At 40.3% G+C, this 13,810-nt stretch carries 15 protein-coding genes; 3 read left to right on the plus strand and 12 right to left on the minus strand.

Annotated features, from left to right (window positions below):
• Positions 1–70: 70 nt before the first annotated feature.
• From JOC95_RS05570 to JOC95_RS05580, 3 genes are all read right to left on the minus strand, one after another.
• On the minus strand, positions 71–856 hold the full coding sequence (locus JOC95_RS05570) for an STAS domain-containing protein (RefSeq protein WP_204414258.1): 786 nt from the start codon (positions 854–856) through the stop codon (positions 71–73).
• A 44-nt stretch (positions 857–900) separates the two neighbouring features.
• Entirely contained in the window at positions 901–1,995 is a 1,095-nt protein-coding gene (locus tag JOC95_RS05575; protein WP_204414260.1) for a PQQ-dependent sugar dehydrogenase, read from the minus strand.
• Between the two features lie 102 nt (positions 1,996–2,097).
• A complete protein-coding gene (locus tag JOC95_RS05580) occupies positions 2,098–2,301 on the minus strand; it encodes a DUF6501 family protein (RefSeq protein WP_204414262.1) in 204 nt (67 codons plus the stop codon).
• A gap of 116 nt (positions 2,302–2,417) precedes the next feature.
• Between JOC95_RS05580 and JOC95_RS05585 the strand changes: the two genes are divergently transcribed.
• Together JOC95_RS05585 and JOC95_RS05590 are read left to right on the plus strand one after the other, a co-directional pair.
• Entirely contained in the window at positions 2,418–3,119 is a 702-nt protein-coding gene (locus tag JOC95_RS05585) for a class I SAM-dependent methyltransferase (protein ID WP_204414264.1), read from the plus strand.
• A 235-nt stretch (positions 3,120–3,354) separates the two neighbouring features.
• The gene (locus JOC95_RS05590) at positions 3,355–3,942 is read left to right on the plus strand and encodes a cell wall hydrolase (RefSeq protein WP_204414273.1); all 588 of its coding nucleotides are present in this window, start codon (positions 3,355–3,357) and stop codon (positions 3,940–3,942) included.
• Between the two features lie 43 nt (positions 3,943–3,985).
• Here the strand turns inward: JOC95_RS05590 and JOC95_RS05595 are convergent, their stop codons facing one another.
• Complete coding sequence (locus JOC95_RS05595) at positions 3,986–4,177, minus strand: DUF2187 family protein (RefSeq protein ID WP_204414275.1); 192 nt, start codon at positions 4,175–4,177, stop codon at positions 3,986–3,988.
• Positions 4,178–4,228: 51 nt separating this feature from the next.
• Positions 4,229–5,089, minus strand: a complete 861-nt coding sequence (locus tag JOC95_RS05600) for an alpha/beta hydrolase (protein ID WP_204414277.1) — start codon at positions 5,087–5,089, stop codon at positions 4,229–4,231.
• A 111-nt stretch (positions 5,090–5,200) separates the two neighbouring features.
• Here JOC95_RS05600 and JOC95_RS05605 point away from each other — a divergent pair, with 111 nt between their 5' ends.
• On the plus strand, positions 5,201–5,737 hold the full coding sequence (locus tag JOC95_RS05605) for a YhcN/YlaJ family sporulation lipoprotein (RefSeq protein WP_204414279.1): 537 nt from the start codon (positions 5,201–5,203) through the stop codon (positions 5,735–5,737).
• Between the two features lie 29 nt (positions 5,738–5,766).
• On the opposite strand, the gene JOC95_RS05610 is transcribed toward JOC95_RS05605, so the two are convergent.
• The 7 genes from JOC95_RS05610 to JOC95_RS05640 all read right to left on the minus strand — a co-directional run bounded on the left by JOC95_RS05610 (position 5,767) and on the right by JOC95_RS05640 (position 13,802).
• Entirely contained in the window at positions 5,767–6,960 is a 1,194-nt protein-coding gene (locus JOC95_RS05610) for a toxic anion resistance protein (protein WP_204414282.1), read from the minus strand.
• A 15-nt stretch (positions 6,961–6,975) separates the two neighbouring features.
• Positions 6,976–7,599: a 5-bromo-4-chloroindolyl phosphate hydrolysis family protein gene (locus JOC95_RS05615; protein WP_204414284.1), complete on the minus strand. Its 624-nt coding sequence runs from the start codon at positions 7,597–7,599 to the stop codon at positions 6,976–6,978.
• Between the two features lie 162 nt (positions 7,600–7,761).
• Positions 7,762–9,177: an NAD-dependent succinate-semialdehyde dehydrogenase gene (locus JOC95_RS05620; protein ID WP_204414286.1), complete on the minus strand. Its 1,416-nt coding sequence runs from the start codon at positions 9,175–9,177 to the stop codon at positions 7,762–7,764.
• A 105-nt stretch (positions 9,178–9,282) separates the two neighbouring features.
• On the minus strand, positions 9,283–10,485 hold the full coding sequence (locus tag JOC95_RS05625; protein WP_204414288.1) for an MFS transporter: 1,203 nt from the start codon (positions 10,483–10,485) through the stop codon (positions 9,283–9,285).
• 107 nt (positions 10,486–10,592) lie between these two features.
• The gene (locus tag JOC95_RS05630; RefSeq protein WP_204414289.1) at positions 10,593–11,108 is read right to left on the minus strand and encodes a YusW family protein; all 516 of its coding nucleotides are present in this window, start codon (positions 11,106–11,108) and stop codon (positions 10,593–10,595) included.
• A gap of 60 nt (positions 11,109–11,168) precedes the next feature.
• Positions 11,169–11,807 (minus strand): phosphatase PAP2 family protein, encoded by a 639-nt coding sequence (locus tag JOC95_RS05635; RefSeq protein ID WP_204414290.1) that lies wholly within the window; start codon positions 11,805–11,807, stop codon positions 11,169–11,171.
• Between the two features lie 75 nt (positions 11,808–11,882).
• Positions 11,883–13,802, minus strand: coding sequence for a vWA domain-containing protein (locus tag JOC95_RS05640; RefSeq protein WP_204414291.1), 1,920 nt, complete (start codon positions 13,800–13,802; stop codon positions 11,883–11,885).
• Positions 13,803–13,810: the final 8 nt, after the last annotated feature.

Raw genomic sequence — 13,810 nt, forward strand, 5'->3', positions numbered from 1 at the left:
CTCCATTTTCCTTATTAAAACATAAAAAAAATAGGCCAGTTAGTCATCAAGCCTATTTATTAAGCCCTTATCAAATTTTAACAAGTTTGTATCCCATTTTTGACCATACGTAATTTACACCCTGCTTGAACGACTGACAGGTTTTCACACGTACCTTCAGTCCTTTCCTTATCATCTGTTGGACAAATTGGGAGTTCAATCCTACGAATATTGCCTCGGAACCCATCAATCTTAAAGCTTCAGCTATTTGGTCCAGGTGAAATACAACCACATCGTCGATATCATCCACTATCCCTGTAAAATCGAAAATGACGTATTCCGCCTTTTTTTCAGCACATGCAAGGAGGATGGCATCCTTCGTGTATTGCATTCTTTCCTCGGTCAACAACCCGGTCAATGCTACGAGCAGGACTGAATCGATGGCTGTGCCGATGATAGGTGTATATAGGCTCTTTAACATATTCTGCTGGACCTCAAGCTCCTGCTGAAAATCCGATACGTCCTTCCAAGTCAATACATATCCAGAAAAGTCGCCGGTTTCACTAAACACCTTATCCACCACAATTTTCGCTGAAAAACGGTTAAAAAGCTTTATATGTGCTGTATGGGGGAACGTTTCCCCAGCCAGTATACCATTCTGTCTTGGACCATGGAACATGGAAAGATTGACACCGATAAAGTCTTCGGGATCATTGATTTTTACAAATGGCCCGATCTTTGTTAAAAGCTCTTTTGCAGGAACATTCATCCACCTGATAATTTGATTTTCATCAGCAAAAATCAGGCTTTCCCCTATACTGTCCAATAGCCTTAATACATTCAAGCCTTTAAACATTTCAATTTTGTTTGAATCCATTACTTCTCCCCCTCACCACATTTTTCAGCAAAATTTCATGTGGATCAATCTTCTCTATTTAGTGGTATTTTTATCAGTCGATCATCTTCAGGGATAGGGTTACCTCGACCATCAGTATTGTTCGTCACTGCATATATAGTGTCCCCATCCACTAGAACATCCCTCATTCTCCCAAACCCTTCAACAAGTGCATATTCCTTTTTACTCTCGAGTTCAAATTTCCGGATCATTTCTCCCCTTAGGCTTGCAACGAATAACGAACCATTATGATAAACCAGGCCGGAAGGAGCCCAAGTATTGGTCCCTGAATTAAATAAAGGCGTTTCCATTCCGTTCTCTTCTTCCGATCCAGAAATGACCGGCCAGCCATAGTTTTTGCCTGGTTCAATGATGTTTATTTCATCTCTTGCAGAAGGTCCATGCTCAGATTCATAAAGCATGCCTGTTTCTCTATCCCAAGCTAGACCTTGGGGGTTCCGATGACCAAATGAATATACGTAGGAATCCGGAATTGGATTATCCTTTGGGATGGACCCATCCAATTCCATCCTCAGAATGCTGCCAGAAAGGCTACCAGTGTTCTGAGCTTCCTCAGGTATGGTAGCATCCCCGACTGTAACATACAGCATGTTATCAGGTCCGATCGCAATTCTTCCTCCGTTATGATAGATTGCTCCAGGTATGTCCTCCAATAGTGCGCGCTCTTCCTTCCAGGCTCCATTTTCGTATTTAAGTAGTACTAAACGATTTTTGACAGACTCTTTTGTACCGTATGTATGATAGACAAATGCCTGGTTGTTTGCTGCAAAATCGGGATGCAGTGCCAACCCCAGTAGCCCTCCCTCTCCGTATCGGAGAACATCCTTATCTAGATGAACTGATTCCCTGGATAAGTTACCATCTGAGATCCTGGCGATTGTTCCGTTTCTTTCAGTGATATAAAAAGTATCTTTATATTTGGTGATTGCCCAGGGAACATCCAGTTTTTCTGCAACAGTTTCAACTGATGACCCCAAAGGGTTCGTTACTTCCTTAGCGGGTTGGGTGCTTGTATCATTTGTGTCATTTTCCTGTTTTACAATACATCCGCTGGCAAAGATAAAATATAGAGCAAAGCAGAAAATCATCCTTTTCTTCATGAGCTCACTCCTCCATTTTTATACCCTATTTTCTTCATTCTAACCTTTTTTAAGAAAAATAAAAAAGCACGACATTTATTGTCATGCTTTAGGAAATATCTATCAGACAGTCTCGAAATAATCCTTATAATAACCACCGATGTGACCGCTGTTGTCCACTACAAAGAAGAATTCCTCGGTTTCGTTTTTTACTTCATATGTCTTCCCGGCGGTCAGCATATTGTTAACTACATATTTTTCTGCATTTGTATGTACACATTTGATCATCTTAACGCTGGTACGATCTTTCCATGTTGCATGTATCATCTAAAAGCACCTCCTGATTCTATTTCCTCCATATCATATCTTAACTTATGTATAATTGCCAGTCACTTTTGAACGTTCCACCACTTATACTCATATGAATAATGGAGGTGATTAATATGAAGAAATCCTACTATACAGACCTGCTTGCTTTACTCGGAATTGGAGGTGCCCATCCTGGCGGGATAGAACTTACGAAAGATATTATGATGGAGTTCGACATCAAAGATAAGAAATTCTTGGAAGTTGGTTGTGGCACCGGGCAAACAAGTGCCTATCTCCACGATAGAGGAGCTTTACTCACCACCATGGATGCACATTCTTTGATGGTGGAAAAGGCAAACACAAGGTTCATTGAAATGCGTCTGGCATGCAGGGCAATGCTAGGCAATATTGAAAAATCAGATTTCACTTCAAATACTTTCGACTTTATTCTTGCAGAATCAGTCCTTTCTTTTACAGATACACTTCCTTCATTGAAAGAAATACATCGGCTATTGAATTTCGGTGGTACTTTTATGGGAATTGAAATGGTGAAGAAAAACACTCTCCCTGAAGTCATTGAAAACAGAATGAAAGAATTCTATGGTTTATCGAACATTTACTCTTTCGATGGCTGGAAGCATGTTTTGAAGGAGAGTGGTTTTTCAAGCATTTCCCTTAAGTCTATTCCTTTAGATGATTTAGAACCGGTCGAACCCGATTTCAACCCCTCCTCAGATATTGAAGAAAAATACTTTCAAGTAATGCAGGAACATGAAGAACTCACATCCCTGTCCCGTCCATATATAGAACTTTGTGTGATCAGTTGCACTAAATAAACAAGGCTAATGTCTTTTAAGGCATTAGCTATTTTTCCAAGAATACGTATTTATAGTTATTTTTTCAAATTACCATCCTACATATTCCCATATTATTGTGAGATAAAGCCAATATCTACAATTATTATGTTATGTTGGCAACATTTATATAGTGAAATGATTCCTTGGTCTTGTTACCATTTACATTAGAGTGTCCGAGAGTTGCTAATAAACAACACAAGGAGGAATTCAATTCATGAAAAAACTTATTGCGATTACAACTTTAGCAGCAGCATTTATTTCTGGTACAGGATTCAGTGCGCAGGCTGAAGAAACATATAAAGTTCAATCAGGCGACAGCCTTTGGAATATTGGTAAAACATATGGTGTATCTGTAAAAGAGGTACAAGCCATCAATAATAAAGGTAATCATTTAATCTTCCCTGGAGAAGCTTTAAAGTTGCCAACCCCAGTATCTGAGGAAGAAAAAGATCTACTTGCCCGCCTTGTTCACGCCGAGTCCAAGGGTGAACCATATGAAGGGAAAGTAGCTGTGGCAACAGTGGTCCTAAACCGTGTAGATAGTGATATTTTTCCAGATTCAATCAAAGAAGTGGTGACTGAGACTTCTGCTGGTGGAGTGTATCAGTTCTCTCCAGTGAAAAATGGTGAAATCAACAAAAAAGCGGATGAAGAAGCAATCAAGGCTGTAGAAGAAGCGATTGCCTTCCGTGGTGATGGAAACAACTCACTTTACTTCTTCAATCCTGACAAAACAAGTGACGAATGGATCCGCACAAGAACTGTAACAAAAACAATCGGAAACCATGTATTTGCACAATAATATATAACTTAAAAAAGAAGGTGCGGATTACGCACCTTCTTTTTTATACCGTTTTGTAATTTTTATGATTAATGACAGTGCGGATCGGTTCGCCTGTGTTTGGATTCTTTCCGAGTTCAACAATTACGGAACTGTCACGGACGACAATTACCTTCCCCTTGCTTCCTTTATTCGTGCCATTTTTAATCAGGATGGTATCACCTATTTGAATCCCATTGGCTTTTGTCTCTTCCATTTTTCATTCCACCTTTAAAATTTATGTACTTCTCTATTATTACCCTTAAACCTAAGAAAGCAAAATACTTTTTATACAATTAAAACATATGGAGCGAATTTCCTCCGCTTCGTTGAATAGCTGATGGTTTCCTTCATCAATCAATATTGCATCACTACCTGGAAAAAGGCCGAGTAAAAATGATACGTTGAATCGCCAATCAACCGTTGTATCCCTATTCCCCTGTATCAGGTGCAATCTCTGCTTTTGAATAGGGTATTCAAAGACATCCTCATGCCATTTTGATAGTGAAACAACCCAATTGGTCGGTAATGTATCAAATTGTAATGGATCATTTTTCACAAATTCAAGATAATGTTTATTGGAAGCATTCTTCCTATACTTTCTTTTAATGCTTTTCAACCTCTTCCCTATCAGTTTAACCCCTATCTGTGAAAATGACCATAAATAAGGCTTGATAAGTGGCGCTACAAAAATAACTTTTTCAAAAATAGGCGGATGATGAATAAGATATTCGGTAATGACCGAACAACCTGTACTATGCCCTATTATATGATAACTTCTGTTTTGATCAGATTCGATTGTTGAAGATATCACACCATCTAAAGCATTTACATATTCACCAAAACAATCGATATCGCCCCTTGGACCATAAGAATACCCATGTCCGGGCAAATCGAAGGTTATGACAGAAAAGGAGTTTGAAACAAGAAATCGGATGAGGAGCGATAATGATCCGGAATGATCCAAATATCCATGCACCAAAAAGATGGTCCCTTTGGATGCTGCCGGCAAAAAAGATTGCCTGAATATCGTTCCATAATCAGTAGTAATGAACTGAAAATGATGTATGGAAGATAAACCGGATAGATCATATTGATTGAGATACGTTTCTTTTTCGAATACAGACATACTGTCATTCCTTATCTTCTAAAATGATCATCACTAGTTTACCCTGATGATTGTATAAAGTTTCTTCATTTGATGAATTCTAACTGTAATCAGAAATGGAAAGAGGTGAAAATGATGAACATCAAAGGCTTTGTTATTACAGGACTAGCATTCACTATCTTTGCTAGTGGTTGTGGGAATGTAAATGATTATGGCGCTGAAAAAAGAAACGCTCCGAACGATTCATTAAATGTGAATTATGATCAGGATCGGTTTAACAGGCCGGAAAATGTCCGTAATAACATCAACCCACGCAGAGTGAATGATGAGAATGAACCAAGGATGGCGATTGCTGACCGTGCGGCAGATAAGGTAACAGCATTGAAAGAAGTGGAAACCTGCAATGTCATAGTTACAGATGAAAATGCATATGTAGCAGCAGTTCTTGAAAATGGTGAAGATAAGGTCACGAAAGATGTGGAACGTAAAATTGCAGATCAAGTGCGTAAAACAGACAAGGATATTAACGATGTATTTGTTTCCGTTAACCCTGACTTTGTAAAGCGCATGGATGGCTATGCAAACGACCTGCGTTCAGGAAGACCGGTAAGCGGATTGCTCGATGAATTTACACAAACGGTTCAACGTGTCTTCCCGACAAACAGATAATAAAATAAGAGAGAGGCTAGTTCCTCTCTCTATTTTTGTGATTTTGCACGTATATTAAGCAGCTTGTCTTTTAATTCGTTTTCCATCTGTACAAGCTCCAGTTCAACCTGTTGGCGTTTTTGGCGACCTTCCTGCTGTATCTGAAGTGTTTCTTCCAAGGTTTCGATCAGGTTCTCCTGTGTTTTCTTTAAAGTTTCGATATCCACAAGGCCACGCTCATTCTCTTTAGCTGCTGAAATAGTGTTCTGCTTCAGCATTTCGGAATTGCGCAGCAACAGTTCATTTGTTGTTTCCGAAACATTCTTTTGTGTATCGACGGCTTTTTGCTGATTATAAAGGGATACGGCAATCACCAGTTGGTTCTTCCATAGCGGAATAGCTGTAAGGATCGAGGACTGGATCCTCTCGACCAAGGTCTGATTTGTATGCTGGATCATCCTTATCTGTGGAGCCATTTGCAAGGTGATCTGCCTGCTGATTTTAAGGTCATGTGTACGCTTTTGCAGGCGATCTGCAAATTGCATCATGTCACTGACTGCTTGCACATCCATTTGATCATTTGTTGAACGTGCTTTTCGTTCCATCTCGGGTATAAGATTCGTCTGGATCTCCTCAAGCTTATGTTCTGCTGCTGCAATATATACATTCAATGCCTTAAAATAGTCTTTGTTTTTGTCATACAAGGACTCAAGCATAATATTATCCCGCTGCAGCACTTTCTTAAAGCTTTCGAGCTGGTCGGCAATTTTGTCGATTTCAAACCCGATTTTTCGGTATTTGGCAAAAAGCTGATTCACCGAATTGTTTACGCTGCCGAAAATCCTGCCAAAAAAGCCCTTCTTTTGCGGTTCAAGTTCCCCAGGCTTCACTTCTTTGATTTTTCGCATCAAATCTGATACCACTTCTCCCACAGGTCCAGCATCCTTCGCCTGAACATGGGATAGGATGGAATTTGAAAAGGTCGAGAGCTCGTTTTGGGCGGTAATCCCATAGGAAGAAATGGCATGTTGATCATTCGGATCGATCTGTTTGGCTATTTCCATCGCTCTAAGCTTCATGTCTTCTGAAAGGCTATCCATCACTTTTTCCCTTTTGGGTTCCGGTTGCTGCCCGCTTTGGGCTGCAACTTCATTCTCCATCGTAGGTGTGGAAAAAGGGTTGCTGAGCAGGTCATTTAATGTATCATTTTTGATTTTTTCATCCAATTTCTCTTTATTATTCATCTTTTCACCTCATCATTACTTCTTCTCTATTGTAAGGGATTGCTGGTTCATCAATTTGATCTCTGTGTTCAGATTGTTCATATCACCCTCAAGGACCACCATGAGTTCTTTCTCCATCTTGCGTTCCATTTGTTTAAGTGCATTTTCCGTCTCTCTCAATGCTGCTGATACTTCATGTGTCCTGACAGGCTGGGACAATAATTGTACATATTTTTCAGCGATAATCGCCGATGAGTCCAAATGCTGGTGGAAGAAGGTTTGTGCACTTCTATAGCGGATAGGTTCTTTTTCCACCATTTTAATGATTTTTTGGGATATTTTATAAAGCTTCGTTATATTTTGATAGACAAAGATGCTCCTGACTTTAAATCTGTTACTATTCAGCTTTTGCAGCTTCATCTTTGCGTCCTTGACTTGCGCGAGAACATATTTCTTCTCTTTCCGTTCCACTTTATCCAACTCATCTTGTGGCAATAATTTGCGCTTCAGAAGCAAGTGGCTAACCAAAAACGCTGAAATAGCACCGATCCCACCAAGCAGGACCTGATTTTCTGTTGAGAAAAATACGATCACAAAGGACATGATCGCTATATTGGAAGAAGCAACAAAAATAAATGCTCTCTTTAAAAATCGTTTCATCCTATCACTCCTCGCCCTTTCCTGTAGGCATATCATCCTTATGCTTTATATACGGATATTTAGAAAAAAAGTTTCATTTTCGTTAAATTCATTATATATGATTTCTGCATATAAAAAAAAGCCTAACTCCTTACTTGGCGAGTCAGGCTGTAAAGATTTTGTTCATATTCCGATAGATATATATTTCACTTCCAGATATTCTTCCAATCCATGATGTCCGCCTTCTCTTCCGATACCGCTTTCCTTAAGCCCTCCGAATGGGGCCTGTGCTGAAGATGGTGCACCATCATTGACACCGATGATGCCATATTCCAAAGCTTCGGTGACGCGATACATTCTGCCAAGACTTTCGGTATATACATAAGCTGCCAGACCATATGGTGAATTATTTGCCCTATCGAGCACTTCCGCTTCTTCTGTAAAAGTACTGATTGGCGCCAACGGTCCAAATGTTTCTTCCTGCATACAAATCATATCATCCTTCACATTGGACAAGACGGTAGGCTCCATAAAGGTCTTATCCATTACCTTGCCACCGTGGATGACCTCCGCCCCTTTCCTTTTCGCGTCCTCGATATGCTCTTGAACCTTATCCAAGGCATCCCGGTCTATCAAAGGGCCGATATCAATGCCTCTCTCCAGGCCATTTCCAACCTTCAGCTTGGAGACCTCCTCAATGAATAGGGAAGTGAAGGATTCGGCCACTTTTTCGTGAACATATATCCTGTTCGCACAAATGCAAGTCTGGCCTGCATTGCGGTACTTCGATTGGATGAGCCCTTTTGCCGCTTTTTCAAGATCGGCATCTTCGAATACGATAAACGGTGCATGTCCGCCAAGCTCAAGAGATAGCTTTTTTACAGTATCAGAAGCCATTTTCATCAGTGTTTTACCTACTTCGGTCGAGCCGGTGAATGTCAGCTTCTTCACTTTATTGCTTTTCATCAGCTTTTCTCCAATAAGGCTTGATTTACCTGTCACCACCTGTATCACACCCTTGGGGATTCCTGCTTCATGGGCATACTTGGCAAGCAGCAGTGCTGTTAACGGTGTTTGGCTCGCGGGTTTGATTATGACAGTACACCCTGCTGCAAGAGCAGGTGCAACTTTACGTGTAATCATGGCTGCTGGAAAATTCCATGGTGTGATGGCCGCAACCACACCAACCGGCTGCTTTTGAATCAAGATTCGTTTACTATCCTGATTTGCGGGCATGGTTTCGCCGTAGATTCTCTTCGCTTCCTCTTTATACCAATCAACAAAATTATTCGCATATACTACTTCTCCAAGAGCTTCCTTGAAAGGCTTGCCCTGCTCCACCGTCAATGTCTCGGCGATCTTCTTTTTATTTTCATCCAATAATTGATACCACTTGCCTAGGAGATCTGCACGTTCGTATGCCGTCTTTTTTCTCCAGGATTGGAAGGCAACAGATGCATGGTCTATGACCTGATCCAACTGCTCTTCGTCAATACTCGGAACTGTGCCAATCACCTCATCAGTTGCCGGATTGGTTACCTCTATCTCATCTTCAGATCTGACCCATTCACCATTTATGTACATAGAATATTTCTCCATCGTTATTACCTCCTTCAAAATATAAAGCTTCTGTTCATCTACCTAATATATTCACTATCTATCTCTCATTCCCTCTACAAACAAGAAAAAAACACCCTAAGGTCATTAAGGTGTCTTCTGATGTGCAATTTTCATTGGCTGCCTGAACAGCTTAAGTCCATACATGGTTATAAGTGTCAAGGATAGGAATCCAAATACAAGAGCCATCATCTGCAATCCGATCGTATCAAGAAATAATCCTGTACCAAGAAGCACTACCTGGAACATGACCCTATCAAGCATATTACGGAATGAAAAGAATCGGCCATGATACTCTTTTGGAATTTTTGTCTGGAATATGGTTGCCGCGATCGGGAAAAAGCATCCTACAGCCAAACCGAATATTCCAAATGAGATAAGTGTCATGATTTTCATATCTGCAAAGAACAAGGATAGATGAGCCACAGCGATCAGTGTAACGAAGATAAACATAAGCTGTACCATGTTATTGTCATTTGATAACTTTTTCACGCCGAATGCCCCGATCATAAAGCAGATACCTTCAATTGTGTATATAAGACACTTGATGGTCTGATCATCCTGTATTTCACTTATATTGATGACTACCAGATTGAATCCACCGATAAAGAGAATCGGGACTATTGTCAAAATCAAGACAGTCAGTGCAATAGGTGTTTCTTTGAGCACCGGCATAATTTCCTTGAAACTGCCAGATCCCTTTCCATCCTTTTTCCGCTCATCTGCTGCCTTATCCTCAAAATCAAGAAGAAATGTGGACAAAAATAGGATCCCGTATGCCACCATCGAAGCCAAATACAAAGACGATAGGCTCATAATGACAAGCATCGCCCCGGCCATTGCGGTTCCTGCTATTCTTGAAACGGTGGAAACATTCATATGTACCCCATTCATTTGCAGTAGATCCTTATCCGGGACGATAAGCGGAATGGAAGACTGAAGTGCAGGGAAATAAAATGCCGCAGAAAGCTGAATGGCAATCATGAACAAAATCATAAAAAGGATGGATTGGTATTCGATTGCCAGGAACATGAAGCACACACTGAGCATGCGACCGAAACCTGAATAGATCATCACTTTTTTCTTGCTGTAGGAATCGATTATTTTTCCTGCCAATGGTCCGACGAGGACTCCTGCGAGAAGGCCGATAAATAGAATCAGGGATTTTGCGAAGTCAGATGGAACGTGAGCTTGCATAAATTCAAGGTTTCCGATTATTCCGGTCCACAATCCTATACCAGCGATAAACTCCCCCATTAAAATAATCCATACATTTCTATTTTTCCACATGTTATGTTCCCCTGTTTCCTATTATAATAGTAAAATCATAACACGGTTAAATTCTTTTCGCCACACGAAATTTTTTGTAAAAATAAAAACGGGATAAGCTCCCGTTTTTATTGTTTCAGTTTATATTCTTTTGAGGTTCCGTCTTCATAGGTGACTTCCAATTCAAATTCTGTGTAGTCCTTCTCCAGGCCGAAGACTTCGATGACTTGTGTGACAACTTCTTGCTCGTCTGAGTTCGCGTCAATCTTCAGTTGCTCAAGCAATGGGGATAATTCCTTGTATGCATCATCACCCTTTGATGACTTATCATTCAAGGTGTCCTTAATTTCCGCTTCTCCGTTTCCTTCTGCTTCGTATTCTGCTTCAAACTTTTTATTATCCTTATATTCGACATCCAAATCAAATTTTGTGAAAGTATGACCAGTTTGAGATTCTTGATCTTGGTCTACGCCTTCTTCAGTTGTATTTTCATCTCCCGGTGCCTGGGTTTCATCCTGTGCAGGGGCATTTTCTGGTGGTGCGGACATATTATCATTGTCAGTCCCACAGCCTGAAATGACAACAGCAGACAGGAGTATGGAAAGCACTGATAGAACCGATTTAAAAGTAATGAATTTTTTCATCTGGTTTCCTCCTAAGTCAATTTACCGGATATTTTACCCATTTATCAATAAAAAAACCATTTACATGAATTTTCTCTCCTTGCTTTCACTTCTTAGCTTTTTCCATATGCCGATTAATAATGTCAGCCACGCTGCCCCAGCTATGTATCCAGCAAAAACATCCAACGGAAAGTGTACTCCCAAATAGATCCGGCTGGTCCCAATCAACAAAATGATGATGGAGGCGATAACTACTGTTAAGATTTTGATCACTCTATTACGGACAATCAAGTGAAATAATAATGCAAGCATCCCATATGCAGCCATGGAATTCATGGCATGACCACTTGGAAAGCTATAAAAGTGAACGTCGACAATATGATCCAGGCTGGGCCGTTCTCTCTGGAATAGACCCTTGATAATAGTATTGAGAAGGCGCACACCTAATATATTCACCCAGACCACCATGACGGCAAAATAATATCTCCTTACAATCAAATATATGGAAACCAAGATCATCACTGGATATAAAAAGTTCCTTGAACCTAAAAATGACATGAAAATAAAAAACGAATCTGCTTCCCAAAACTGGTACCCCATTCTCCCCCATCGCACATCCAGATTTTCCACTGACTGAAACTCCAATAAAAATCCCAGCAGAAGAAATAAGAGGATCAATAGAAAACTACATAGAAATAGATACTTTGCTTGAATGTTCATTTATTACACCCCAATCCGGATCTGAACCAAAAAAGCTAACTTACCCTAATAGGTATAGTTAGCCAATGTATTTCTTTATAAACTTTTAAGAAGCAATTTTTTCAGAAGCGGGAACAAAACATCAGGAAGTTCTTCAATATCAGGAACAAGGATACTATATTTTCCATACATGTTTTGAATTGTTTTCACCTGGCTTTCCTCGATTTCACCATTACTGAGAAAAACATTGATTACTTCAATGCCACTTTTGCGTGCATCCATTACTGCCTGGTGTGTATCGACTATTCCATTTTGTTCATATTGCATCGCTGCAGGCTCTCCGTCTGAAAAGACGAGCAGGAATTTCTGCTTTTCACTTCTGTTCAACAATCTCTTTGACATATGTCGGATCGCATATCCATCACGATTGTCCTCTTCGGGTTCCAATTGGAGGATCTCCGGGCCAGATTTATTCCTTGTGCTTGAAGAAAAATCAATCACTGACTTGAAATAATTGGGGTGGCTGGTTGATGTTGCATCATTTGTATCTTCCCAGAAGCCCACAACTTCATGGGGAACCTGTACTGATTTCAGTGCTTCATGAAACAAGGTTATTCCAAATTTGGTCTGTTCCATTTTATCAAACATAGAGGCGGAGCAATCTACAAGCAGTGTAAAAACAGCATCTATCTCAATGGAAGGGTTGTCCCTTTTGTAAAACATTTTTGGGTTTTCTTCGACAAACCAAGGTAGCAGTTTCTTGCTTAACCTGCCGAAGGCCAATTCACTTCTAGGAAGGATTTTTTTATGTTCAAGCGTCTTTTGTATAAGCTGCTTCAGTTTCTTTTGATAAGAAGAGATGAACAGTTTGTATTTTTCATACTCGTTCTTTTGATCATTCGTTACTGTGGAAGGGTTTAAGAAAATTGGGTAGGCATATTTATTCTCCTTCCCGAATTCCAAATGTGCCCCCCCTTCCTTTTTCTCGTCATTATGCAGGACATCCAAATCGCGGGAGGAATAGTCATTTTTATTCGTTTGCTTACTGGACCCTTGCACATATCCCATCGCCTGATCTCCGTCTTCCCCTTCACGGCCTCCTTCGCCCATCAGGTCCATTTTCGTACCCTGCTCTAGATCAAACTGCAAGAAGCTCTGGGAATTGGACTCGGATTCCCTGTGCCAAGTCGGAAGCTTCTCCTCATGGATATCTTCGTCTTCTGTTTCTTTGTCTTTCTTATCGTCATTTTTCAAGTCGCTGTTTCGCTTTAAATCGTCAAATGTCATTGTGTCATCCATTTCTTCTTTTTCCGTAAAATCAGGCAGAAGAAAATACATATTGAGCATATCTTTATCCAAAAGTTCATAGAGTACTTCCAAGATATTCCGACATATTTTCTCAATTTCAACAGTTGAGCTCACTTCATAGCATTTAGAAGCTTCCGCTATGATAAAAGGGAGCGCAGGATCTATCTCGTTATTTATAGAAGGGATTTCCTCCAATGGATCATCAGTCGTCAACAGGAGATACAAGAGATTGTATAAGGCATCCGTACTAATAGCCCTATCAAGGTTCACCTTTAACTGGCTTCGGAAATATTTGCGATATTCCGCTCTTCTAACGAGGAAAGACTTGGTGGTGCCGGGTCTTTCCCTTTTACAGAGTTCCTCCAGGCGAAGGTCCTCCAAAAGCATGAACAGCTGTCTGCTGAAACTGAATAAATGAGAAGTCCTCGCTTTTGTCATGAAACGGGAAACGCTCGAAAAATCTGTATGGGTTATTGTTCCGATGGTCCTCAGAAAAACATCGCTTTTTAATCCATGAATCTTTTCTACATGAGGATGGTTATCCCAGAAAAGGCTGATAAATACCGTATTTTCATATGGGTCATAGTAGGATTTAAAAGCATATGACACTTCCAGGGAATCTTTCTTTGCCAGTGACATTGCAAGGTCTGCAAGCTCCATGAACAGAAAGGAATCGATTTTCTTGTCGTTAAAAACTATAGGTCTCAATTGGACAT

Origin of the sequence: Sutcliffiella tianshenii (assembly GCF_016908565.1) — a bacterium.
In the GTDB taxonomy this organism is placed as follows: Bacteria; Bacillota; Bacilli; order Bacillales; family Bacillaceae_I; genus Sutcliffiella_A; species Sutcliffiella_A tianshenii.

Bases quoted from the DNA above. Each gene is read 5' to 3' on its own strand.
- JOC95_RS05575 (WP_204414260.1), bottom strand. From the start codon at position 1,995: ATGAAGAAAAGGATGATTTTCTGCTTTGCTCTATATTTTATCTTTGCC.
- JOC95_RS05615 (WP_204414284.1), bottom strand. From the start codon at position 7,599: ATGAAACGATTTTTAAAGAGAGCATTTATTTTTGTTGCTTCTTCCAAT.
- JOC95_RS05630 (WP_204414289.1), bottom strand. From the start codon at position 11,108: ATGAAAAAATTCATTACTTTTAAATCGGTTCTATCAGTGCTTTCCATA.
- JOC95_RS05580 (WP_204414262.1), bottom strand. From the start codon at position 2,301: ATGATACATGCAACATGGAAAGATCGTACCAGCGTTAAGATGATCAAA.
- JOC95_RS05610 (WP_204414282.1), bottom strand. From the start codon at position 6,960: ATGAATAATAAAGAGAAATTGGATGAAAAAATCAAAAATGATACATTA.
- JOC95_RS05625 (WP_204414288.1), bottom strand. From the start codon at position 10,485: ATGTGGAAAAATAGAAATGTATGGATTATTTTAATGGGGGAGTTTATC.
- JOC95_RS05590 (WP_204414273.1), top strand. From the start codon at position 3,355: ATGAAAAAACTTATTGCGATTACAACTTTAGCAGCAGCATTTATTTCT.
- JOC95_RS05605 (WP_204414279.1), top strand. From the start codon at position 5,201: ATGATGAACATCAAAGGCTTTGTTATTACAGGACTAGCATTCACTATC.
- JOC95_RS05570 (WP_204414258.1), bottom strand. From the start codon at position 856: ATGGATTCAAACAAAATTGAAATGTTTAAAGGCTTGAATGTATTAAGG.
- JOC95_RS05595 (WP_204414275.1), bottom strand. From the start codon at position 4,177: ATGGAAGAGACAAAAGCCAATGGGATTCAAATAGGTGATACCATCCTG.
- JOC95_RS05635 (WP_204414290.1), bottom strand. From the start codon at position 11,807: ATGAACATTCAAGCAAAGTATCTATTTCTATGTAGTTTTCTATTGATC.
- JOC95_RS05585 (WP_204414264.1), top strand. From the start codon at position 2,418: ATGAAGAAATCCTACTATACAGACCTGCTTGCTTTACTCGGAATTGGA.
- JOC95_RS05620 (WP_204414286.1), bottom strand. From the start codon at position 9,177: ATGGAGAAATATTCTATGTACATAAATGGTGAATGGGTCAGATCTGAA.
- JOC95_RS05600 (WP_204414277.1), bottom strand. From the start codon at position 5,089: ATGTCTGTATTCGAAAAAGAAACGTATCTCAATCAATATGATCTATCC.